The following is a 22400-nucleotide window of genomic DNA, read 5'->3' on the forward strand; positions in this document are numbered from 1 at the left end:
TAGAAAGCGCGCTTATTAAGCAGGCAGAGTAAAGAATATGACTGAAAATTTTGGCGTTTTAAACTGGTCTATCTTAGGCGGGTACATCATTGCGAACCTGTTGCTGGGTTTGGTGATTGGTAAAAATATAAAAAATTCCGACGATTTTTATCTCGGTCAAAAACAAACTCCGTGGTGGGCAATAGGTATTTCGGTTATTGCCACTTACGTTAGCGCTATGACGTTTCTTGGGGCACCAGCCTGGGCTTATTCAGAGGGGCTATCCGTTATAGCACTTCATTTGAACTACCCTCTCGTCATCATGGCTGTAATCATATTCTTTTTCCCATTCTTCTATAACGCGGGTGTCGCGTCCATTTACGATTACCAAGAACGGCGTTTCGGCAAGCGTGCCCGCGCCATGGTATCCAGCATTTTTATGCTAAGCCAAATCATGAGCTCAGCAGCTATTCTTTATGCTACCTCTCTTGTTTTGTCGTTCATTACTGGCGTACCTGTAGTGTGGTCTATAGTTATAGTTACTGCCATAGCGCTTATCTACACCATGATGGGCGGCATTACTGCCGTAATTTGGACTGACGTTATTCAGTCAGTGATCTTATTTGTGGGCGCGGGCATTATTATGTACGCCCTGCTTGAAAGCGGCGACACTACGCTATCTTCATCAATGAGCGAGCTTAAAGCTCAGGGTAAATTAAACCCACTTAATTGGGACTTCGACTTTACTGAAGAAACTACAGTGTGGAGCGGCATTATTGCTATGACGCTGTACCACATCACCGTTTACGGCACCAACCAAATGATGGTGCAGCGAACGCTGGCTGCCAAGAATATTGGTGACGCCAAAAAATCTTATTTATTAATGGGTTTCTGCGCGTTCTTCATCTACTTCTTCTTCATTGTACTTGGCGTGTTGTTTTACGATTTTTATCAAGGCAAAACCTTCGAAAACAGCAACACAATTATTTTGCAGTTCGCAACCGATTACGGCTTGCCGGGTTTAATGGGCATTATTGCAGCCGCGGTTATGGCCGCATCCATGTCTAGCCTAGATTCCTCATTTAACTCGCTATCGACAGTGGCAACTATCGATTTCTACATTAAATACTTCAAGAAAGACGCGTCAGATGCCCATTACCTTAAGGCTTCGCGTATTTTTACCTTGTTCTTCGCCGTACTTATTATTTTTCCAGCAATTGGCTACCACCTATTCAGCGAAGGCTCAATTTTAGAAATTTTGTCTAAAGTAGGCTCCTATTTTGTAGGTGCGCAAATGGGCATGTTCTTCTTAGGGTTCTTTTCTAAGCAGACAACCGAAAATGGCCTGATCATTGGCACATTGAGCGGCTTTATTGTTGTGACCTTGGTGGCCTTGAATACAGATATTGCGTGGCCCTGGTACTGCATCATAGGTGCAAGCGCTAATATTGTGGTGTCTATGATTGCTAGTCGCCTTATTGATGGCGTTCAAACCGAATACAACGCTTATACCATTAAAGGGCAGCAGCAACACTTCGCGCGCGAAGGTCTCGATGAGAAAGAGCAAGGATGGTATCGCGTACCCGGCCGCGTAGACCCAATCAACTACATATTGTTTGGGTTCTTCTTACTCACACTCGTGTTCTTATTTTCAATTCAATTTATGTTTTAAAAGCCAAACTCAGCGCTTTTGAGGGAGATTCTATGAGCGAAACATCCATAGCAAAAACGGTGTATTGGCAGCCTCTGCATGACATGCTGGACCCTGCACGAAGTAAAACGCAAACCTTGGCGGGTTTCGATGAAGAGTTTGTCGACTTAGCAGACTATATTTTGCGCATAACCCATCGTATTTGGGAGCAGAAAAACATTGGTGCTTGCTACGATTATTATGCTGACTACTGCCCAGTACATACGCTTGGCGGTTATGCCGACAGTGTTGATGTGGTAGTTCAAAACACGTTAAAAACCATTGCCGCCTTCCCTGACAGGTCGCTTATAGGTGAAGACGTTATTTACCGTGAAGAAGCCAACGAGGTGTATTATTCGTCGCACCGTATCACCAGTATTATGACCAATAAAGGCCCCTCTGAATTTGGCGCGCCAACAGGCAAAACCGGGCGTGTCACCACCATTGCAGACTGCATGTGCAGAGACAATAAGATTTTTTACGAATGGCTAATGCGAGACAATAGCTTTCTTATCGCTCAGCTTGGTATTGAGCTAGACGATGCTGCAGCGTTTCAAGCCAAGTTTCCTGTTTCGAGCACGTTTACCCAATGGCTAAATGAAGAGTACGCGCGAACATGTGCTAACGAGGCGTCGCGCTGGGAAGCATTGCCAGAGCAAGACAAGCCGTGGGGCGACTTTGCCAAATCATGGGCCGACCAAATCTTCAATAAGCGCATGTTCAATAAGCTGTCTGACTTTTACAGACCCAATGCGTCAGTGCAGTGGCCGGGCGGACGCCAAGCCACTGGCAATGCAGCTATTGGCGGCATGTTCATTAAGTACCTGGCCAGTTGCCCAGACGCCAACATGGTAGTGGATCATATTTGCGTTACCCATTACGACGACAATCGCGTGAACATTGCGCTTAGATGGGGCTTGGCGGGTCATTACAATGCAACACAAAGCAAATATGCGCAGTTTAATCAGCAACCCCATTATATTTTAGGGGCAACTCACTTTGAGATTGAAGACGGTGTTATAGCCAAGGAATTTACGGTGTTTGACGAAGTAGCGGCATTAGCAAACCTTATGCGCAAACTACCACAAGCGACGGAGGCATAAGCATGTTAAGCACAATTCAGCAGTTGCTAGAAAAACAAGACACACAATCACTTACCGCTGCCTTGCTTCATTCAAGCCGCTGGCTTTTAGGAGAAAGGCTGCACTACGGGCCAATTCAGCAACGGGGTTTAATGGCTAATTGGCTTGATATTACAACGCATTTTGAGACCGTTGAGTTATGCGCGAAGGTGCAAAGTGGTGATGTTGAAGCAGGTGTATTTTGTCTTTCATCAGCATCGACCAGCACCTACTTTATTGCACAATGCGAACATCGCAATGGCGCTATCAAGCAATTGCTTCAATGGGTAGACAGTGCTTCGCTTGCGAGGCGCTACAATACAAAAGAAGCCTCTGGCGATGACAACTCGATGTCGCTACCTTTTTGGCCCGAGCCAGACCCATTACAGTTGAGCGAGTTTGACCCTCAACTTCATCTTAAGACAACCCATGCGGGCATTAACGATGTGGTTGCAAGTAACACTAGCGATAAAAGCAAGGCGCTACTATCGCAATGGTGGCAAGTGTGGCAAGGCTTCGACACGGCAGGTATCAAAGAGCTATACAGTGACGCTACCCATATTAGCGTAAATAGCCAAATGTTAAACAAAGAAGGTTTTCCTTCTGTCTCGTCTTGGCTGACTTTACTTGAAAGCAAATTACACCGCCGCTACTGTCAGCTGGAACAAGTAATAGCGGATGAAAGTAACGCGCTAGTCAGATGGCGAATAGATGCAGACCTGAAGACTGATAACGGCCTAATACGCGTGCGCCTGCCCATAGCAACCATGCTTACGTTTAACGAGAATAAGATTACTACTGAGTACTGGGTAGTTGATTCTATCGCGTTTGAAAAACGCTTTGGTGCTCCCCTTCCCTTCTAACCACCCTTTTTAAGCTAACGTATCAGCTTCCAGTCACTAAAATTTGATACGTTAGAATTTTGCGCCTCTCCGTGTGTAGAGGCGTTTTTTTTGGCTTTCTATTAGTGGTGGTTGGGAGGTTAGTTTGTTTTTTCTGAGCCTTTTCACGGAATAGTGAGCTTTTTTAACTAGTTGGTAAAAATCCGTTACAGATAAATTATTCGGACTCTAGGAGTGTAATTTGCTAGCGATGTATATGTAAAAACAACTGACCAAATCTTCTGAGCAACTACGTGAAATAGCGGTTATCTGGACAAAAACTCTATAAGTTTTGTTTGATATTCGTCGATACCATCAGGAGAGTGAGTAATTAGAAACTCAAACACTTCAAACTCTGTTTTAAGCTTATTATGCGCATATTGTTTCAGTAGAGATTTTCCCCGTTTTTTTGGAGAATTCCCTCTAACATTTAATTCTTTATCATAAATTTCGTCATGATGAGCATCCCAATAAAGTCCGAGCTCATGCTCTAAATCTTGGTAAGGCAAAAATAGTACATTTTTTAAATCCACGAGATTACCGACATTCAGTTGATCGCCGTCTAACGCACATAAGACATTTTCAGGACTAGAAAAAAACTCCTGAGCCTCGTTTCTATGTCGTATATCAACTGTATTTTGAGCCCCACCGAAATGAATCACGATGTATTTGGAAAAAATCTGCTCGCCCGTTCTATGGATAAGATACTTTATGAAATTTGCTGATAACTCATCTTCTGCAAGAATATAGCGATCCCAGTTCTTGTGAAATCCAAACAAAATGCTCTTTGCATAATTGTGTGATATCTCCCTTGTAGAAACTTTCCCCGCTAAGTTTTCCATATAGTGCAACTCCCCCTCGTGGAGCGTCTCCATTAAGGCGAGAGAATGGGTCGTGAATATAACATTTACCTCATAAAGCTCGCATAGCCTCCTGAGCTCTTCGATAAGTTTGACTTGCGCTGATGCGTCAAGTGCAATATCAATTTCATCTATAACGATGCATTTACGCTTTTCTTGAATGTATCTGTACAAGTTTATTAAGAAATACTCTCCAGAGCTGAGGTAGTCTTCTCTGATATAAAAACGTTCTACTGGATCTCGCAAAATGGCGTAAAAAGTTTTGCTTTTGATGCTGACTTTTTTGAGATTGTTGAATCGATCATCGCCATATACTCGATTGAGAAATTGAATAAGCTCTTCTGGTTCTTCAAAATCACCATTTGCCATTTTTGAGCGAATATCCGAGTCGTACTTAACAAGCTCCTGAAAGTGACTAAAGCGTTTCCCATGTGGGATTGGGAGCTCAACACCAAACAATTGCCTTATGTCTTTGTCAATAAGCTGCTTAGAGTCGATCGCTTTCAGTTTTTTGTTGAACAAAAAACTATATGTCTTATTTCCTACTTTGTAGGAAATATGACTTGATTCATCAAATATGTAAGGAGCGCCTGTCTGTTGGAATGTATCGTTGATAGGTAGGTTACGAATTGCTCTAACGAGAGTAGTTTTACCGCACCCGTTCTTACCCACCAAACATTGAAGTTGATTTAGCGAAAGATCGACTTCAAAAAAACAGTGCTGTATATGTTGTACGTTCTCTATTAAGACTGAGAGTAGCATTTTGTTACTTTGCCGACTTATGCAAAAACATTTCTATGATCGTGTTGCCGTACTTCTGGCGTAGTTTCAATAGATACTCTGGAGCCATTGCATTTGCTCCAATTAAGCGTCCAGACAACATCGAGATAACATTTTCGCGAGTAAGAACCTTATTATTCTTAGCTCTTTTGTTTTTGAGTACTACTCCGTAGCCTAAGAACTTGTCGTCGTTGGTTAAGTAGTGATGAAGCAATGTTTCAATTTCAATCTTATCGGCTCTATCAATCGAAATCTGTCCATTGGGTAAAACTACTAGTCCTAGCAGTTTTACCTTCTGTCCTTGCTGTAGGTAACGCGTTTTGGCTTCATTTAGCTTGATTTCCGCACCGAGGAACTCTTGCAACAGCCCACCAACCCTAGCTGCAAGCATTCTTAAAACCTCATCATTGTTCGCAGACAAAATGATGTCATCAGCATACCTAGTGTAACTAACATCTAATTCATTCGATTGTATTAATAACTCTTTATCAAAATTTAACAGGCACATATTGCTGATGGCGGGAGACGTAGGAAACCCCAATGGAAGGCAATTTTTATATGAGACAATATTTAAAATGACGTCTGCGTATTCATGGATATCTGCAATGGGAACACTCCCTAACCCGTTACGTATCGACTTACTCACTAGGGGTTTTGTTATACTGCCAAAGAAATTAGCTATATCCGTCTGAAAGAAAAATCTGTTCTTAGAGTGAGGTAATACTGCATCACGAACATTTACGCCCTTTCGATATGAAAAAACCACTTCATTAGCAATATTTCCATAGTCAAACACGTTTTTTGCCAAAAAATGGAGTATACGTTTGAGTCGTTTAGATGGTTGAACAATCTCGCGCTCTTTTACCTGGGTAACTGCAATATTGTTATCGACGGAAAGGTTAAGAAAGTCATCAAACAAGAGAGAGTTATGAAAATTGGAAACAAACACTTCTTGAAACGTCCTATAGCTTTCGTTTGTGTTTGTTTTCATTGCGATAAGCAGTCCTGAAGAGCAATCAAACCATCTTTAAGCCATGATAAAGGAGAAGGGAGCGGATCGCCTCGCCAAATCTCGAATAAACGTTAGTTTGATTCATGAGGTTTACTACTTAACACTGAGGTAACTTAAAAACATTTAAATCACCCCAGTGAAGAGTAACTGAATCATAGCCGGTAGTGACCTCGAATTTTTTGACTGAAGTTACTTCTAGTCACGAGGTATGAACTTAGTATATGGTTTTGAGTTGTTTTTTTCAAATCTCACGAGCCGGTTTGAAGCTAAAAAGAACAGCTCTGCTACCCCTCTTGAGCTCCGTTTAGCTAGTAACTTTTAACCCTAGATGTCATTCCAAACGATGCATCCGCTGATGAACCAAGTGTATTTCTTCCTGACTGACATGCATATAAATATGCGTTGAGCTTAAGCCGTCAGACAAAACATCACATATACGTACCAGATAACTGAATCGTTTTCTAACATAAATGTTGCTGGTGCATGCCTAGATAAGTAAACACGACATGCCATAAAAAAGGCAGCCAAAAGGCTGCCCCAATCAAAAAAAAAGTATAACTCCGTCTTTTTACGCCTTATCAAACGTCTCTCGCAGTGCTTTGGCGCCACTTAACATAAAACCGTGGTCAGAACCTAATAAGAACAGAGAAACGCCTTTTTCTTTCCAGTAGGCGAGCTCTCCTAAATTACCCACGAACATGCCCGTTGCCTTTCCTGCCTTGTGGCTTACTTCAACTAAGTGTTCAACCGCTTGTTTAACTTTTGGGGCGTCTGCACTGGTTTCGCCAAGTGCTACGGTTAAATCCATTCGACCTATAAACAAGCAATCGACACCGTCAACGTGTGCAATGGCTTCTATGTTGTCGATTGCGTCTAAATCTTCAAGCTGGGCAACAATACTAACCTTTTTGCCCGCTTCTAAGTTTTCACTTAATGGCTTTGTTGTGTAGCCTGCAAACCGGCTTGAACCTGCATAGCCTCTTCCACCTGCACCGTAGTGGCAATGCCTGACGATAGCACTTAGCTGTTCCGCCGTTTTCACATGTGGCACAACTACACCGTCTGCGCCCATATCCAGCACATTTAGCAGTGTTTCTGGGGCATCGTTTGGTGTTCTTACTAGAACAGGCATGTTCCCTGCCCTAGCCGCAAGAATACAGGTGTCTAAATCCTGTCTTGAAAATGGTGCATGCTCAGCATCTAAACACAATACGTCCATGCTAGCGTGCGCCAATACTTCAATTACATTGTAGTGAGGCGTTTTTATGAACGTACCCAAAAGGCTTTGCTTGTTTTTAAGCGCTTGTTTAAGCATGTGCTGCACCTCCGAAAAAGTTATACAAATGCAGGTTCACTTTTGCGCTTTGCTCAAGCATTGCGAAATGCCCCGCGTCTTCAATCAGCACCAATTCACTATTCGCTGCCAGGTTATGAATTCTTTGCTGTTCTGAAGGCGGACAAAGCACATCCTTGCAACCGCCAATTATCAGCATTGGATGTGCGCAATTAGCTAACAGTTCGCTAGCATCCGGGCGTGTTGCAAGAATTTCGAGCTGGGCTTTATAGCGCTCTATTCCTGTATCCTGCGCCATCTGAGCAATTAAATTCATTAAAGCTTCATTGGGCTTATGCAGATAGACGGCGCTAAATTTATCGTGAATAAGCGTGTCTAGGCCATGCGAAACGGCATAGTTTAAATGCTCGCTTCTGGCTGATCGCCCTTGGGGTTTGTCTGCATGCGCATTGCTGTCTAGCAATGCTATTTTTTCAATTTGCTCGGGAACGCGCGCTAAAAGTTCAAACGCCACCATACCGCCCATTGAAAAGGCGCAAATGCTGAATGGCTCGCCTTCATCAAAAAGGCGTAACGCGTGACTGGCAAGATCGCTCAGGTTGTCATGCTGGTCATACTCTAAGGTAATGCACTGATGACCAGCATTGGTTAAGGTCGTTATTTGGTTGGTAAAAACGTTTCCGTTACAAAGGGTTCCGGGTATAAATAATAGTTTACTCATTATCTCTTGGCGCAGCGGCCACTGAGTTTCCTTCAATGAGCTTGCCCGGCCAGTAACGTGTCTCTGGCGGTATATCAGGGCTCTCAATTAAGTTAACCAGGGTTTCTACTGCTGCTTTTGTCATAAAATAGGTTGGCTGACTTACGGTAGTCAGACTGGTAGCTGTGCCACGAAGAAGCACTGATACCATCAAACCCAACAACTGAAATATCTTCAGGTACCCGCAAATTCAGGTTTTCCCGTATTTCGTCAATGGCACCAATTGCCATTGTGTCGTTGGCACAAATAATTGCAGTAGGAAGCGCATTTTTCTCGGCATAAGCACTTAAGCACTCTCTCGCCGAGTCATAGCTGTAGTCGCCATAAACCACGTTGGTGTCGGTAAACCCATGAGATAATAAGGCATTCCTTGCTCCACTTAACCTTGCGCGGGCCACATCAGAATCTTTTGGGCCAGCCATAATTAAGAAGTGCTGGTGATGATGGTTAACTAGAATATCCACCAACATGCGAAGGCCTTGGTCATGGTTACAACATACCGAGCTTACACTGTGATCAGGAAGCTCACGGTTATACAACACCACTGGAATATTGTGTTTAGCAAACTGCGTGACACTGTCGGGTTCGAAGTGCGCTGTAAGCGCAACTACGCCGTCGACCTGGTACGCTAATATTTGCTCAATAACCGTTTCTAGCTGTTCTGCGTCATCAAGTGTGAATAACAGCACCCGCTTGTTTTTCTCAGCGATGTGTTTATTTAGCTGTGCCAACACTTCGGGGAAGTTCACATTAGCTCGCGATGAAATAATTACCGCAATCATGCCCGTGCTTTGGTTTATCAACATGCGTGCAATGGCGTTAGGTTTGTAGCCTAACTCTTCTGCGGCTTTTAGCACTTTTTCACGGGTTTTCTTAGATACGCTAACGCCCGGGCGATATACCCGCGACACTGCCGACTGAGAGACTCCTGCTGCATGGGCAACGTCATATGACGTCACCCTATTTTTTTTATTCAATTATTTTTTTCCGTAACGACGTAATCGAATGTCAGCCTGTTCTTTGTGACCTGCAAAACCTTCAATTGCACATAAACGTGAACAATACTCGCCAACCATCACTGAGGCTTCTTCCGTAACACGCTGGTATGTACAGGTTTTTAAGAATTTACCAACCCATAGACCTCCAGTATAACGACCTGCGCCCTTCGTGGGTAGAGTGTGGTTTGTACCAATACATTTGTCGCCGTAAGACACATTGGTTTCAGGGCCTAAAAACAGTGCACCGAAGTTACGCATGTTCTTTTGAAAGTACGGCACGTCTTTCGTCATAATTTGAACGTGCTCAAATGCTAGGTCGTTAGCGACCTCTAACATTTCATCATAGGTGTCGCATACAATGACTTCACCGTAATCTCGCCATGCGACAGAGGCCACATCTGCAGTAGGTAAAATAGTTAACTGGCGCTCTACTTCGGCCATAGTATCTTTACCCAGTTGCTCGCTGTTGGTAAGCAACACGGCTGGAGAATTAAGCCCATGCTCAGCCTGCCCTAGCAAATCCGCCGCACATAATTCGCCATCAACACTGTCGTCAGCAATAACTAACGTTTCTGTTGGACCCGCAAAAAGATCAATACCGATGCGCCCGAACAATTGGCGTTTTGCTTCGGCCACAAAGGCATTGCCCGGCCCAACAATCATACTTACCGGTTCAATAGTATCAGTGCCCACAGCCATAGCGGCAATCGCCTGCACACCACCAAAGGTATATATTTCATCAGCACCGGCTAAGTCCATGGCTACAATTACCGCTGGTGCGGGTTTACCCTGAAACGGAGGAGTAGCAGCAATAACCCGTTTCACACCAGCCACCTTTGCCGTAACAATGCTCATGTGTGCTGAAGCCACCAGCGGATACTTACCACCGGGTACATAACAACCCACACTATCTACCGGAATATTTTTGTGGCCAAGCACTACACCGGGCAGCGTTTCAACTTCAACGTCTTTCATTGACTCACGCTGAATGGTCGCAAAGTTTCGAACTTGTTCCTGCGCCCATTTGATATCGCTAATCTCTTGTTCGGTTAACTGCTCATAACATGCGTCTATTTCTTCACGACTCAACCTAAAAGACTCCGGAGTCCATTTGTCAAACTGACCAGAATATTGCGAAACAGCTTCGTCTCCGCGTTTTTCAATATCGCTAATTATATTTTCAACAATCTCTTTAACTTTCTGATTATCAATTGCTTTTTCTTCAGCCTGCTTGCCTTGCTTCAAGTACTTGATCACGGTCTATTCCTCTACAAAGGTGAATGAGATGTTACATTAATCGAACAAATATTTATCTTGATCTTCACCAAAAATTACATAAGAATGACTTCGAATGCAATTATTATTTTGAGGTGACATGTGGCTTTCTCTCATGACCTATTAAAAGACAAGACAATTTTGGTTACAGGTGCGGGTAAAGGCATTGGTAAAGCATGTGCTTTATTGGCTGACGCATGTGGTGCAAATGTTATTGCTGTGGCGCGTACCGAAAGTGACCTTGTGGCGCTTAAGAACGAGAGTTCAGAACGGCTAAGCTTTTGGGTGGGAGATGTTCAAGAAAAGGCGCTTTATGAGAAGATCCAAGCACTTCCCCTCCTCCATGGGTTAATCAATAACGCCGGAACGAACCGTGTTGCGCCAATGCAAGAACAGAGCGATGAAAATATTGACGATATTTTGAATTTAAATATTCGCTCAGCATACAAAGTTGCGCAGGCGGCCATTACGCCAATGCTTAAAAGTCAGGCACCATCTATTGTTCACATGTCATCGCAAATGGGCTTTGTCGGCTCTCCTGGCCGCACGCTTTATTGCTTAAGTAAACACGCAATTGAAGGCTTAACGAAAGCCATGGCTGTGGAACTGGCGCCGAATAATATTCGCGTCAATAGCGTAGCGCCAACATTTATTAAAACACCAATGACTGAGCCCATGCTTGAAGAGCCAGCGTTTGCTGAAATGGTGATGAACAACATTCCCTTACAACGCTTAGGCAGCGTCGAAGACGTTGCTAACGCGTGCATATTTCTACTTAGTGAATTGTCTATGACCACCACGGGTAGTTGTCTTAAAGTCGATGGCGGTTGGACCGCCCATTAAATACGAGGTATCACTGTGTCAGTATTATCCGAGCGTTTAGTCCGCTATGAAGAATTAATCCCATGCCGCAACGCGTTTATCGATACGCGCTCGCCAGGCAGTGATCAAAAAGAGAACTTCACCATAATTGGTCCAGGTGTCGCCGAAAACCCTGACCAACATGTTCACATTGCTATTCCGCACGGCTTTAACATTGGCGGAGCTCGTCAGCCTCCCGGCTGCCTTAACTCGCAGCATAGCCACCTAACCGAAGAGGTATTTGTTGTGTCTCAAGGTAGCTGGCACTTTACTACGGGTGTTGAAGGCAACGATGCCGTAGTGCGTATGGAAGAAGGCGACATTATTTCTATTCCTATGGATTTGTTTCGCGGTTTTGAAAATGTAGGCGACGGCACGGGATACCTTTACGCAGTATTGGGACAAGACGATCCAGGTCGTGTACTTTGGGCTCCTCAAGTTTTTGATATGGCCAGCGACTACGGGCTTGTCTTGCTCGAAAACGGTGGTTTAGTTGATACTACTCTGGGACAAAAAATTCCTGAAGGCGTTGCGCCTATGCCAAAAACATCGGCAGAACAAATAGCGCAACACCGCGTAATTGATGATGAAGCGTTAGAGCAGTGCGTGGTGCGTTTAGCTGATTTCCCGTTTAGCAACAATACGGCATTAACTCAAGGAACCGACGTATTAGAAGCGCCGCTTATCGGCCCTGCAAGTGCCGATGAAAAGCTTGGTGAAACAAAGCTAAACTGGTCTCATGGATTCTGCGTTCGCGCCCTTAAATTCAAGCCGGGAGCTTTCATTACTACGCATAAACGCTTCGACGAAGAAGTAGTATATGTACAAGACGGTAGCATCAAAATGCTTGTTGACGGCGAAGCGCTCATTCTTAATAAAGGCGATACATTTACCACACCTATTGGCGCAGCCCGCAGTTTTGCCCAGCAAGGTGATGAGGAAGCATTAATTTATGTGACCCGACGTGGTGACACAGCCAAAGCCCCAGAATTTATTGATTAGAGGCAAATGCGATGTCTACTTTTTCAAATATAGCATTGAAAAAAGCGTTTCTTCCTTTTCGAGAAGCACAGTACGACTTTAACCTCGAAAAGCTAAAAGCACTGGGCGATACCCTCTTTTCACGGGATGCCGCCATTAAGTTTTGTGTGCCTTTTGATGACATGACAGGCCACCGCGAAATGCTAGATAAGGTGTATGCGCCACTGCTGGAGTCTGTCCCCGATCTTGAGCGCCGCGATACCATAATTATGGTTGGCGAGGACGACAAACAATTGCGCTGGTTAGGTTGCTGTGGTTATTACACTGGGCGTCTTGAAAAGCCTTGGTTAGACATCCCTGCGACTGGCGATCAAATTCATATGCGCTTTCATGAATTTTATCGTTTTGAAGGCGACACCATAGTGGAAGTTCAAGCCATTTGGGACTTGCCTGAAGTCATGATGCAGGCAAAGTGCTGGCCGTTTAGTCCAAGCTTAGGTACCGAGTGGCATGTGCCAGGGCCAACAACCCAAGACGGAATACACTTGTTTGAAGAAGACAAGTCGCTTACCGCACAGAGCCATCAGCTTGTACTTGATATGCTAAATAGTTTAGGGAAATTCGCCGAAGGCGGTGTTGCTGCCATGAACCTAGACAAATACTGGCATCCTAAATCAAACTGGTATGGCCCATCTGGTATTGGTACAGGGCGCGGTATTCAAGGCTTTCGCAATACCCATCAGGAAGCGTTTTTAAACGGTATGCCTAACCGCGTGGGCGACCCCGCAAACGGCCATTTGTTCTCCGAAAATAATTATGTGGGGTTCACTGGCTGGCCTGGCATGAGCATGACCATTTCAGGCGATGGCTGGCTTGGCATTGTGCCAAACGATAAGCCCATCACTATGCGCAGCTTAGATTTTTGGCGCAATGAGAACGGCATGATACGCGAGAACTGGGTGCTAATAGACTTACTTCACGTTTACCGTCAGCTTGGTGTTGATGTATTCGCCCGAGTTAAACAGTTGACCCGTAACAAGTATCGATAACTCCCGTTAAAGATGCTTTTTGCCCCGTATTACTACTAAGTAATACGGGGCTTTTTTATGGTGTTACCTCAATCCTATAAACTCTCTAAATCAAACGCGCCTTGCTTTGAGAGCTTTTCGTTCAATGGTTTCACTTCTTCGCCAAACAAGGTTTCTAGCTGCACTTTGTATTGCTGCCACTTATCCTCTAAGTCTTCTAACCGTTTTAGTGCACCAGCTTGTGCAGGCGCACCGGTTCTGTCGAAGTTATCCATTAAAAAGCGAACTTGTCTGTCGAGCATATTCGGCCAGTTAATGTCGTCTTCGAAAGTTTGATGTTTTGGCTGAATGACCAACGCTTCCCAGTCGTCGATTGCACTAACAATGCGCTCGATTGAAGCCGACACATCGCTTGCCAGCATAACGTTATCTTCAGACACACCGTTTAATTGCGCTCTAACATCACGGGCTTTTTGCAGGTGTGCAAACAAATCATTCAATAAGGTTTCTGTAGCCTGAATGCTCTTTTCAACTACTTGAAGCTGCGCTTTATCTGCTTCTTCTCTTGGGTCTGGAAGTACTTTAAACGCGCGAGTTTGTGCAAGTTCACCTACTGTGATTTTCGCTTTGTAGTCTCCAGGCATAACACGGGCGCCTTTCCAACCACCAAACAGTTTTACGTTCTCAATACAGTTCAACGGCTCACGTCGAAGGTCCCATACAAATTCGTTGTAACCTGCTTTTGATGCAGGGTGTATAAATTTGATAGGGCTACGAACGTCTTCGTTACCCTTCGCGCATTTTTCAAATGCACTGGGTGCAGATGACAGTGTGCGAACCAGCTCGTTATCGGCATTAAATATATCGATGCGCAGCGTTTGCTCTTCTTCTAGTGCGTCTTTCAGGTAATAACGGAAGGTAGCGCCACGCGGTGGATTCTTCGCTTGAGGCTGGTCAGTCATGCCACCGCCAGATAGCAAGCGAATACCATCTATGGGTTCAAACTGAAACAGTGCTTCGTTATCTAACGACTTATGCACTTCACGTAGCGGGCTAATGTCGTCTAATATCCAAAAGCCTCGTCCTTGGGTTGCTACAACGAGATCATCACCTTTAACCTGCATATCGGTAATTGCCACAGGCGGCAGGTTTAAGTCTAGTTCTTGCCAGTGTTTACCGTCGTCGAAACTAATAAACATGCCGCTTTCTGTACCCGCGAACAGCATACCTTCGCGCTCTGTATCTTCGCGCACTACGCGAACAAAGGCGTCCTCTGGTAGGCCTTCATCAATACGCTTCCAGCGCTTGCCGTAGTTGTCGGTTTTGTAAATATAAGGCGTATAGTCATTTAATTTATAACCCGCAACTGCCACATAAGCTCGGCCTTGTGCGTGAGGGCTAAGTTCTATGGCATTGACCTGCGCTTCTTTTTTGTGAGGAGTAATATCTTTCCAGTTTTCACCCTCATCGCGGGTAATATGTAGCTTGCCGTCATCGGCCCCCACCCAGAGTTCACCTTTGTTAACCGCTGATTCTGCAATATAGAAAACCGTATTGTAGTATTCAGCACCAGCTTGTTCATTGGTGATCGGCCCGCCGTTCAGCCCTTGCTTTTCAGGCTCATTTCGAGTCAAATCCGGGCTTATTTCCTGCCAGTTCACACCGCGATCTGTTGTTTTTAAGATCATCTGCGTGCCATAGTACACGGTGTCAGGATCATGCTTTGACACTACCACTGGGGCATTCCAGTTGGTGCGGTACTTTTGGTCACGTGCATTTCTGCCAAACACATATTCAGGGTAAGGCATGATGGGCCGCGTTAGCCCAGTATCGCGGTTGTATTCGGTTAATGTACCGTTGATGGTAGTGGCGTAAATAAGGGTTGGATCGTCAGGGTTGAACGCAATATGCGCGCTTTCACCACCACCCACAGCAAATTGATCTTCAATTCCTACACCGTCACCCCAAGTTTCAGACGGGGTTGCCATGGTTGTGTTATCTTGCTGCCCGCCATAAACATAGTAAGGGTTTAAGTTGTCAGTAATAACGCGGTAAAACTGCGCCGTTGGCTGATTGTAAATGCTTGACCAGGATTCACCGCCGTCGAAGGTAACGGTTGCGCCACCGTCGTTAGCGTTAATCATATTTAAGCTGTTTTCCGGGTTTATCCACATATCGTGGGTATCACCGTGGGGCAAAGATTTGATTTCGAAGGTTTTACCGCCATCAATGGATTTATGCAGCTGCACATTCATCACATACAGGGTATTTTCGTCATTTGGGTCGACTTTGATGTGGTTGTAGTACCATGCGCGAGCTTTAAGGATATTGTCGCCATTCATTAACGACCAAGACTTGCCCGCATTGTCACTGCGATATAGACCGCCTTCTTCAGCCTCGATAATGGCGTAGAGGCGCTTTGGATTAGACGCGGCAATATCAACACCCACTTTACCGATAAGCTTAGGTAACCCTTTTTCTAGCTTGTCCCAGCTTTCGCCGCCGTCTGTTGACTTATAAAGGCCACCGCCCTCACCGCCCGATTTAATAAACCAAGGCGTTCTGCCGTGATGCCACATGCTGGCATAGAGAATTCTCGGGTTAGTAGGGTCGATAGCTAAGTCGGCAGCGCCCGTATCAGCATTAACTTTCAATACATGCTGCCATGTTTTACCGCCGTCTATCGTTTTGAATATACCGCGTTCTTCATTGGGCCCCCAAATATTACCTTGTACCGCTGCCCAGGCTATATCAGGGTTAGTGGGGTGTATGCGAATTTTTGGTATTTGACCACGTTGTTCTAAACCCACCAGTTTCCAGCTTTCACCGCCATCAGTAGATTTATAAACACCTTTTCCGTGACTAGTGGTTACGCCTCGAATAGGGCCTTCACCCGTACCTACATAAATAACGTTTGGATCTGAAGGCGCAACAGCGATAGAACCTATGCTGCCTACCTTAAATGTTTTATCGGATATGGCTTTCCACGATAAACCCGCGTTTTCGGTTTTCCAAACACCGCCACCTGCGGTGCCCATAAAATAAAGATTGGTATTACCTTCAACCCCAGTAACCGCCACAGAGCGCCCACCGCGATAAGGCCCAATAAAGCGATACTCCATTTTATCGAAAAGTTCGGGGTTAACCGTATCTTCAAGTGCGAATGCAGAATGCGAGAAACTAGAAAGTGCGCTTACGCAAATAGCAAAAGCGGCCACCATTTTCCGAGAAACCAGTCTCTGTGAAACCATAGATAGTGCCTTGTCGTGTTTTTATTTTGAATAAGAAGAGTTTCTTATACTGCTTTGTTACAGACGTTATGGCAAAAGTTTTTGTAGTGGGCAAAACTGTTAGTTGGTGATATGTGACGGAATATAACTCTAAAAATAATCCCTCAACACACACTCGCTGTTGGAAAGCTTAGCGACTATACGCTCACCAAAGCCGGGTAAAAACTCGATGGTAATAGAGACTCCTTCGCCTCGGCTTTCCATTGGATAACCGCTTAGCCACTTAAGGTAGGTTTCTACTTCGCTATCTGTTAGCACCATCGATTCATTCAGAGCATCCTTGGTTGATTGGATAGTCTCTCTGTCAAAGTCACTGCTACCATCATTTTTTTTCTTAGGCTCTGCAGTATCATTGGAATTCATATATAGCTGTTTTTTCATGGCACTTCCTTAAAGTCATCACTACAGACTTGGTGTTTCTTTGTTATGAATATCTAGATTAAACAAAGAAACGTATTGCCTGAATAAGCCGTTGTCTTAGCCCGTACACGATTTCGTTGTTCATCTGTTGCGTCAGCCCTTACAATGAATGCATTCTGTTGTTACAGCGATAGCATTAGTAGCTCACGCTGTGTAATTCGACACCTAATTACTAAAGAGACTTTTTTATGAGATTTCTACTTTCTATAGCTTTCGCTATTGCGCTTGCAGGCTGTGCAACCCTTTCTCAGTTAGCGGTTTATACTGTTTCTAATGCCGAGCTAGAACAAGTACTTGATAGCCAAGTGAGTAAGCTGCAAAAACAAACTTCACTCGCTGGTATTCCTCTTTATTTAGACGTGGAAGATATGACAGCAACCATAGGCCCAGACGGCAGAGACGTGGTTCAGCTAGGCGCTATTGCCACGGCGCGTGTTAGTGCATTTGGGTTGAACTACCCTGCAAAAGTGAGTCTTGCTTTAGAAGGCACGCCTTATTACGACAGTGAAGAAAAAGCGATTTTTGTGCGCTCATTGTCTCTACTTGATAGCACCATTGATGCAGGCGGTTTTAAAGGTAACTTAGCACCTGTAAGCGGCGAATTTATGCAGCTTATCAACGGTTATTTAGCATCGAACCCGGTTTATCGCTTAGACCCTGCAAACAAAGCAGTAAGCATGCTTTCAACCGTGCCCTTACAGCTAACCGTTGAGCAAGGGAAGCTTGCACTTCGACCTAAACAATAATCATTGAAACTCCGTAAGCAGTGTCGAGGTTACTAATTGTTAAAGGTACGAAAGTAACCTGAGCCTCGATGCTCGCAAACAGATTTTCCCATTCAGTGAAATAGGCAGGCATAGTGACAGAACGTATCAAAACGCTAGATGAATTTGCAAAGCACGTAGATTATTCATTACTAAATACCCTTACCCCAGACCCACAGTCGACGTGTGATGGCAACGACCATGATCCACGCCAAGTTTTCTCTGGTCACTATGTGCCGGTTACTCCGACCCCATTATCTTCTCCCAAATATATTGCTCATAGTGAAACTTTGTTTGCCGAATTAGGTTTAGACGACAGCTTGGCAACTTCTAAAGAGTTCACCCAGCTGTTTTCAGGCGACATGTCTGCAGTGCCTGAATCTATGAAGCCGTTCGGCTGGGCAACCGGCTATGCGCTTTCTATTTACGGTACGGAGTACACACAGCAGTGTCCGTTTAGAACGGGTAATGGCTATGGTGACGGTCGCGCTATCTCTATTGTTGAAGGGATATTTAACGGTAAGCGTTGGGAAATGCAGTTAAAAGGCGCGGGTCGCACGCCTTATTGTCGCGGCGCAGATGGTCGAGCCGTATTGCGCTCTAGCGTACGCGAATTTTTAGTGCAAGAGCACATGCATGCGCTTGGCGTACCCACTTCCCGCTCTTTAAGCTTGTTTATGTCTGAATCAGACACGGTAGGCAGACCTTGGTATCGCGAGGGCTCTCACTCCTATGAGCCTGAAGTGATGGTAGAAAATATAACGGCGATATCCACCCGCGTCGCCCCATCGTTTTTGCGCGTAGGACAAATAGAGCTTTTTGCTAGGCGCGCAAGGTGTAATGAACACAGCGAAGCATTAAGCGAGCTAGAAGCCATTGTTAAGCACCTTATTGAGCGAGAGTACGCAAGTGAAATAGACGCAGAAGCGCCATTTGAAGAGCAAGTGGTAACGCTGGCTGAGCTATTTAGAGGCCGATTAACTCGCCTGGTTTCTAATTGGGTTCGCGTAGGTTACTGCCAAGGCAATTTTAATAGCGATAACTGCGCCGCCGGCGGCTTTACGCTGGATTACGGGCCATTCGGCTTTTGTGAGTTTTTTGAAGCAGACTACCAACCTTGGACAGGCGGCGGTCGTCACTTCTCGTTTTTAAACCAGCCCATTGCTGCACAGAAAAACTTTGATATGTTCTGTCGCTCACTGATGACGTTACTTGAAGGCAACAGTGAACAACTCGCTAAGCTAAACGATATTAACGACGGTTTTTCTGGCGTTATGGAACGCGCCATGGAGAGCATGTGGGCAACAAAGCTCGGCCTTGCCAGCTATGACCACGACTTGCTTATCAAGCTGCTGCAATTAATGCTTCGCACTGGCGTTGACTACAATATGTTTTTCAGAGAGCTATCATCAATACCTGAAGATATGGCGAGTTTGACGAAGAGCTTTTACTACCCGCCTAAAGCAGAGGTGATGACAGAATGGGAAGCCTGGCTACAAACCTGGCGTGAGCGTATTGAAAAGGACGCTGAAGCACAAGTTGATGCAGCAAACGCTATTGCTGCTACCGCAGAGAACATGCGCCAAGCTAACCCTAAATTCACATGGCGTGAATGGCTTATTGTGCCTGCCTACAAAGCTGCAGAGAAAGGTGACTTTACCCAAATTCACCAACTACAGAATATACTTACCGCGCCTTATGATGAGCAAGCAGAAGAGGTAGAAAATAAGTACTACCAACTGCGCCCACTTGAGTTTTTCAGTGCTGGCGGTGTTGCACACTATAGCTGCTCTTCTTAGCGAAGAGCAGCGGCGTCTCAGTCTACTTACAGCGAATCGATGGCAGAACTAGGCTCAGTAAACCAAACTGGGCCCTCTTCGGTCATATAAAAGTGATCTTCTAAGCGAATACCGAACTCGTTTGGCACCACTATCATAGGCTCGTTACTGAAACACATGCCAGGTGCTAGCGGGTGAGGATTTTCTTTTACTAGATACGGCCATTCGTGAATATCCATGCCTATGCCATGTCCTGTTCGATGTGGCAAGCCTGGTAGATTATAATCTGGCCCTAAGCCATCTTTTGCTAAGCTGTCTCGGGCGGCTTTATCCACTTCGCCGCAAGGAACACTGACTTTGGCGGCATTAAATGCCGCAAGCTGTGCGCGCTTTTCGCTTTCCCACATTGCCCGTTGTTTATCGGTTGGCTCACCAAAACAATAGGTACGAGTGATATCAGACAGGTAGCCATGAACCTTACAACCAGTATCAATCAATACTAAGTCGTTTTTCTTTAATACTTGAGGGTCTTTAACGCCGTGGGGAAACGAGGTCGCTTTCCCAAAAAGCACGATGCAAAAATAGTTACCGCTGGCGCCTACTTTTTTATGTGCATCATTTATAAATGCTTCAACTTCTGTCGTAGTTATGCCTTCATAAAGCATACTGGCTGTGGCTTTGTGTACAGCAAGGGTCATGTCCATGGCACGCTGAATGAGCGCTATTTCATTGTTCGATTTGTGCATACGACAGTGTGCAGTTACCTCAGCACCATTGATAATTTGCCATGGTTGTTCCAGCAGTTTATTAAAGCCATCTACAATAAAAAATTGCGTAGACTCATCCACACCCAGTTTGCTGCCACCCGCTGTATCCAGCTCGCTTAACATAGAAATGGCAAGCGCGTATGGGCTTTCATGTTCTTGCCAACCGATAATCTCGCCTTCTACTAGTTTAAGCTCGTTTAATGAGTCTATTTCAAACGTAGGGGCAAGATATACAAGATCACCTTTTGCAGGTAAAAGTGCGCCGACCAAGCGTTCGCTGGCGTACCATTGCATGCCTGTGAAATACGCTAAGTTAGTACCCGCGTTAAGATATAACGCGCCAATGCCATGCTGTTGCATGTAATGCTGCGCCTTGGCAATTCGGGCTTTGTATTCTGAAAGTGGGATGGGTGTTAGGTCGCCAGACATGTTGACGAGGCTATCTAAAGCCTGTTGTGGTGTTTTTGTGCCTATTGTTGTGCCCATTTTTTGTCCCTACACTAGCGCAAGGCTGATAATTTATTGGAGTGCGTTCAGCCCGCCTTAACTATAAATTTATTAAAACGGGCACACTGTACAATAATGGGTAGGAAAGTCGAGATAAGCGAGGGTAGTGATGCCTATTAAATGGCGTAACTATTGCTGAACACTCGCTTACTACAACTCAATTTTACAGTGCACTTTTCCACGCAGCTTCTGGAAGTAAGTACAAACCTTTCTCGCTTGTTGCTCCTTCATTCACGATATAGCCGATGCCCGCAGCCATCACGGCAAGGGTTACGTCAAACGCATTGATGCTGTCGCCATAGCCCGCCGTTAAGTTAAACATAGAACCATCAGCGAGAAGATACAGTGTTTTATTGCCCAGCTTATAAGCGTTTACATAAGGCATTGGCTCACTATGGGTAGCGTTGTTTTTAAGGTATGGCACATCAATTTCTTGAGCTACATGGCCTACATTTAAAATAAACGCCCCGTCTTTCATGCTGTCTAAATGGCTTGAATTCACTACGCCATACGCACCAGTCGCAGTGGCGATAACATCAGCTTGGCTAGCAGCTTCGTTTAAATGAACCACTGGCCAACCGTCGTATTTCGCTTGAAGGGCTCTTGCTGGGTCAAGTTCTGCAACTTGAACCTGTGCACCAAACGCCTTTGCCGACGCTGCCACGCCCTGCCCTACCAAACCATAACCAATAACAACCACTACTTTTTCGTGCAGGGTTAAATGGGTGGTTTGGAAAAAGGTTTGCCATGCGCTTAAACCCACCATATGCCTGTTGTGAAGCCCTTCTTTAACTGGCAAATCATCCCAGTTAAATATCGGGTAGTTTGGCGCCATACCGTTTAAGCGGTTAATGCCAGAACCCGTTGCTTCTAAGCCCGATACAATGCTTGGAACTGGCTTGTTTGCTTTTATATTTTCATGCAGTCGAGTAGTAAGGTCCGCCCCCATTTCACATAAGTGAGTGGGTTGCCATGCTAGCGCTTTATCAAATGACTCAGACCAGTCAGCGTCGCTCATGTCTCGCCATGCATGTGCTGTTGCACCTTTATCAACAAGGTAAGACACCACGTCATCTTGAACCGTAGTAGGGTTGCACGTGGTTAAAAAGATATCGCATCCACGTGAAAGTAGCCCCTCTACCAAAGGTGCCATTTTTAAATCTAAATGCATGTTGCAGGCAAGCTTGACGTTAGACAGATCGGGAAGTGATGCTATGGCTTTGCGAGTGCGCGGCATATGCAGGCTGGCCCACGCCAGCTCTGCTTGAAAGTCTTGGTACATGAAAAGGATACTCTGAGAAAACGAAAACAGAATCATACGTGAGAATGCTGTATATATAAAACAGCGAGGTAC

General features: G+C 45.1%; 17 protein-coding genes and 1 pseudogene. 8 read left to right on the top strand and 10 right to left on the bottom strand.

Annotation, left to right across the window (positions count from 1 at the left end):
• Nucleotides 1-37: 37 nt before the first annotated feature.
• The 3 genes from ACYX4W_RS19210 to ACYX4W_RS19220 are packed head-to-tail and all read left to right on the top strand — an operon-like array spanning nucleotide 38 to nucleotide 3653.
• Nucleotides 38-1651, top strand: coding sequence for a sodium:solute symporter family protein (locus ACYX4W_RS19210; RefSeq protein ID WP_014950641.1), 1614 nt, complete (start codon nucleotides 38-40; stop codon nucleotides 1649-1651).
• Nucleotides 1652-1683: 32 nt separating this feature from the next.
• Nucleotides 1684-2772: a nuclear transport factor 2 family protein gene (locus ACYX4W_RS19215; RefSeq protein WP_476074228.1), complete on the top strand. Its 1089-nt coding sequence runs from the start codon at nucleotides 1684-1686 to the stop codon at nucleotides 2770-2772.
• 2 nt (nucleotides 2773-2774) lie between these two features.
• Complete coding sequence (locus ACYX4W_RS19220) at nucleotides 2775-3653, top strand: nuclear transport factor 2 family protein (RefSeq protein WP_476074229.1); 879 nt, start codon at nucleotides 2775-2777, stop codon at nucleotides 3651-3653.
• Nucleotides 3654-3937: 284 nt separating this feature from the next.
• On the opposite strand, the gene ACYX4W_RS19225 is transcribed toward ACYX4W_RS19220, so the two are convergent.
• The 6 genes and pseudogenes from ACYX4W_RS19225 to hisD all read right to left on the bottom strand — a co-directional run bounded on the left by ACYX4W_RS19225 (nucleotide 3938) and on the right by hisD (nucleotide 10632).
• Entirely contained in the window at nucleotides 3938-5293 is a 1356-nt protein-coding gene (locus ACYX4W_RS19225) for an ATP-binding cassette domain-containing protein (protein WP_476074230.1), read from the bottom strand.
• Nucleotides 5294-5297: 4 nt separating this feature from the next.
• Nucleotides 5298-6302, bottom strand: coding sequence for a reverse transcriptase domain-containing protein (locus ACYX4W_RS19230; protein WP_476074231.1), 1005 nt, complete (start codon nucleotides 6300-6302; stop codon nucleotides 5298-5300).
• A 589-nt stretch (nucleotides 6303-6891) separates the two neighbouring features.
• Nucleotides 6892-7638 (bottom strand): HpcH/HpaI aldolase family protein, encoded by a 747-nt coding sequence (locus ACYX4W_RS19235; protein ID WP_014980224.1) that lies wholly within the window; start codon nucleotides 7636-7638, stop codon nucleotides 6892-6894.
• Nucleotides 7631-8338 (bottom strand): alpha/beta fold hydrolase, encoded by a 708-nt coding sequence (locus ACYX4W_RS19240; protein ID WP_476074232.1) that lies wholly within the window; start codon nucleotides 8336-8338, stop codon nucleotides 7631-7633. The genes ACYX4W_RS19235 and ACYX4W_RS19240 overlap by 8 nt, the downstream gene beginning before the upstream one ends.
• Nucleotides 8331-9354: pseudogene (locus ACYX4W_RS19245) on the bottom strand (LacI family DNA-binding transcriptional regulator). The gene ACYX4W_RS19240 and the pseudogene ACYX4W_RS19245 overlap by 8 nt, the downstream one beginning before the upstream one ends.
• Nucleotides 9355-10632, bottom strand: coding sequence for a histidinol dehydrogenase (gene hisD, locus ACYX4W_RS19250; protein WP_039235455.1), 1278 nt, complete (start codon nucleotides 10630-10632; stop codon nucleotides 9355-9357).
• A gap of 120 nt (nucleotides 10633-10752) precedes the next feature.
• Here hisD and ACYX4W_RS19255 point away from each other — a divergent pair, with 120 nt between their 5' ends.
• From ACYX4W_RS19255 to ACYX4W_RS19265, 3 genes are read left to right on the top strand one after another with little or no spacing between them, the layout of a single operon-like run.
• Nucleotides 10753-11493: an SDR family NAD(P)-dependent oxidoreductase gene (locus ACYX4W_RS19255; protein WP_476074233.1), complete on the top strand. Its 741-nt coding sequence runs from the start codon at nucleotides 10753-10755 to the stop codon at nucleotides 11491-11493.
• A 15-nt stretch (nucleotides 11494-11508) separates the two neighbouring features.
• Nucleotides 11509-12513: a cupin domain-containing protein gene (locus tag ACYX4W_RS19260; protein ID WP_476074234.1), complete on the top strand. Its 1005-nt coding sequence runs from the start codon at nucleotides 11509-11511 to the stop codon at nucleotides 12511-12513.
• An 11-nt stretch (nucleotides 12514-12524) separates the two neighbouring features.
• On the top strand, nucleotides 12525-13541 hold the full coding sequence (locus ACYX4W_RS19265; protein ID WP_476074235.1) for an ester cyclase: 1017 nt from the start codon (nucleotides 12525-12527) through the stop codon (nucleotides 13539-13541).
• 74 nt (nucleotides 13542-13615) lie between these two features.
• Here the strand turns inward: ACYX4W_RS19265 and ACYX4W_RS19270 are convergent, their stop codons facing one another.
• Both ACYX4W_RS19270 and ACYX4W_RS19275 read right to left on the bottom strand, forming a co-directional pair.
• Nucleotides 13616-16771, bottom strand: a complete 3156-nt coding sequence (locus ACYX4W_RS19270; RefSeq protein WP_476074236.1) for a WD40/YVTN/BNR-like repeat-containing protein — start codon at nucleotides 16769-16771, stop codon at nucleotides 13616-13618.
• Between the two features lie 129 nt (nucleotides 16772-16900).
• Nucleotides 16901-17191, bottom strand: a complete 291-nt coding sequence (locus ACYX4W_RS19275) for a hypothetical protein (RefSeq protein ID WP_476074237.1) — start codon at nucleotides 17189-17191, stop codon at nucleotides 16901-16903.
• Between the two features lie 227 nt (nucleotides 17192-17418).
• Here ACYX4W_RS19275 and ACYX4W_RS19280 point away from each other — a divergent pair, with 227 nt between their 5' ends.
• Nucleotides 17419-17976 carry a YceB family lipoprotein gene (locus ACYX4W_RS19280; protein WP_476074238.1) on the top strand — a complete coding sequence of 186 codons (558 nt, stop codon included), beginning with the start codon at nucleotides 17419-17421 and terminating at the stop codon, nucleotides 17974-17976.
• A gap of 113 nt (nucleotides 17977-18089) precedes the next feature.
• On the top strand, nucleotides 18090-19793 hold the full coding sequence (locus ACYX4W_RS19285) for a protein adenylyltransferase SelO (protein ID WP_476074239.1): 1704 nt from the start codon (nucleotides 18090-18092) through the stop codon (nucleotides 19791-19793).
• Nucleotides 19794-19819: 26 nt separating this feature from the next.
• On the opposite strand, the gene ACYX4W_RS19290 is transcribed toward ACYX4W_RS19285, so the two are convergent.
• On the bottom strand, nucleotides 19820-21025 hold the full coding sequence (locus ACYX4W_RS19290) for a M24 family metallopeptidase (protein ID WP_476074240.1): 1206 nt from the start codon (nucleotides 21023-21025) through the stop codon (nucleotides 19820-19822).
• A 184-nt stretch (nucleotides 21026-21209) separates the two neighbouring features.
• Entirely contained in the window at nucleotides 21210-22328 is a 1119-nt protein-coding gene (locus ACYX4W_RS19295; RefSeq protein ID WP_476074241.1) for an adenosylhomocysteinase, read from the bottom strand.
• Between the last annotated feature and the right edge of the window lie 72 nt (nucleotides 22329-22400).

It is taken from the genome of Alteromonas sp. ABH4_454 (genome assembly GCF_056311775.1).

What these genes read in the sequence shown, in the direction of transcription:
- ACYX4W_RS19215 (WP_476074228.1), top strand. Translation starts at nt 1,684, where the DNA reads ATGAGCGAAACATCCATAGCAAAAACGGTGTATTGGCAGCCTCTGCAT.
- ACYX4W_RS19220 (WP_476074229.1), top strand. Translation starts at nt 2,775, where the DNA reads ATGTTAAGCACAATTCAGCAGTTGCTAGAAAAACAAGACACACAATCA.
- ACYX4W_RS19210 (WP_014950641.1), top strand. Translation starts at nt 38, where the DNA reads ATGACTGAAAATTTTGGCGTTTTAAACTGGTCTATCTTAGGCGGGTAC.
- ACYX4W_RS19235 (WP_014980224.1), bottom strand. Translation starts at nt 7,638, where the DNA reads ATGCTTAAACAAGCGCTTAAAAACAAGCAAAGCCTTTTGGGTACGTTC.
- ACYX4W_RS19230 (WP_476074231.1), bottom strand. Translation starts at nt 6,302, where the DNA reads ATGAAAACAAACACAAACGAAAGCTATAGGACGTTTCAAGAAGTGTTT.
- ACYX4W_RS19265 (WP_476074235.1), top strand. Translation starts at nt 12,525, where the DNA reads ATGTCTACTTTTTCAAATATAGCATTGAAAAAAGCGTTTCTTCCTTTT.
- ACYX4W_RS19225 (WP_476074230.1), bottom strand. Translation starts at nt 5,293, where the DNA reads ATGCTACTCTCAGTCTTAATAGAGAACGTACAACATATACAGCACTGT.
- ACYX4W_RS19275 (WP_476074237.1), bottom strand. Translation starts at nt 17,191, where the DNA reads ATGAAAAAACAGCTATATATGAATTCCAATGATACTGCAGAGCCTAAG.
- ACYX4W_RS19240 (WP_476074232.1), bottom strand. Translation starts at nt 8,338, where the DNA reads ATGAGTAAACTATTATTTATACCCGGAACCCTTTGTAACGGAAACGTT.
- ACYX4W_RS19295 (WP_476074241.1), bottom strand. Translation starts at nt 22,328, where the DNA reads ATGTACCAAGACTTTCAAGCAGAGCTGGCGTGGGCCAGCCTGCATATG.
- ACYX4W_RS19280 (WP_476074238.1), top strand. Translation starts at nt 17,419, where the DNA reads ATGAGATTTCTACTTTCTATAGCTTTCGCTATTGCGCTTGCAGGCTGT.
- ACYX4W_RS19290 (WP_476074240.1), bottom strand. Translation starts at nt 21,025, where the DNA reads ATGGGCACAACAATAGGCACAAAAACACCACAACAGGCTTTAGATAGC.
- ACYX4W_RS19270 (WP_476074236.1), bottom strand. Translation starts at nt 16,771, where the DNA reads ATGGTTTCACAGAGACTGGTTTCTCGGAAAATGGTGGCCGCTTTTGCT.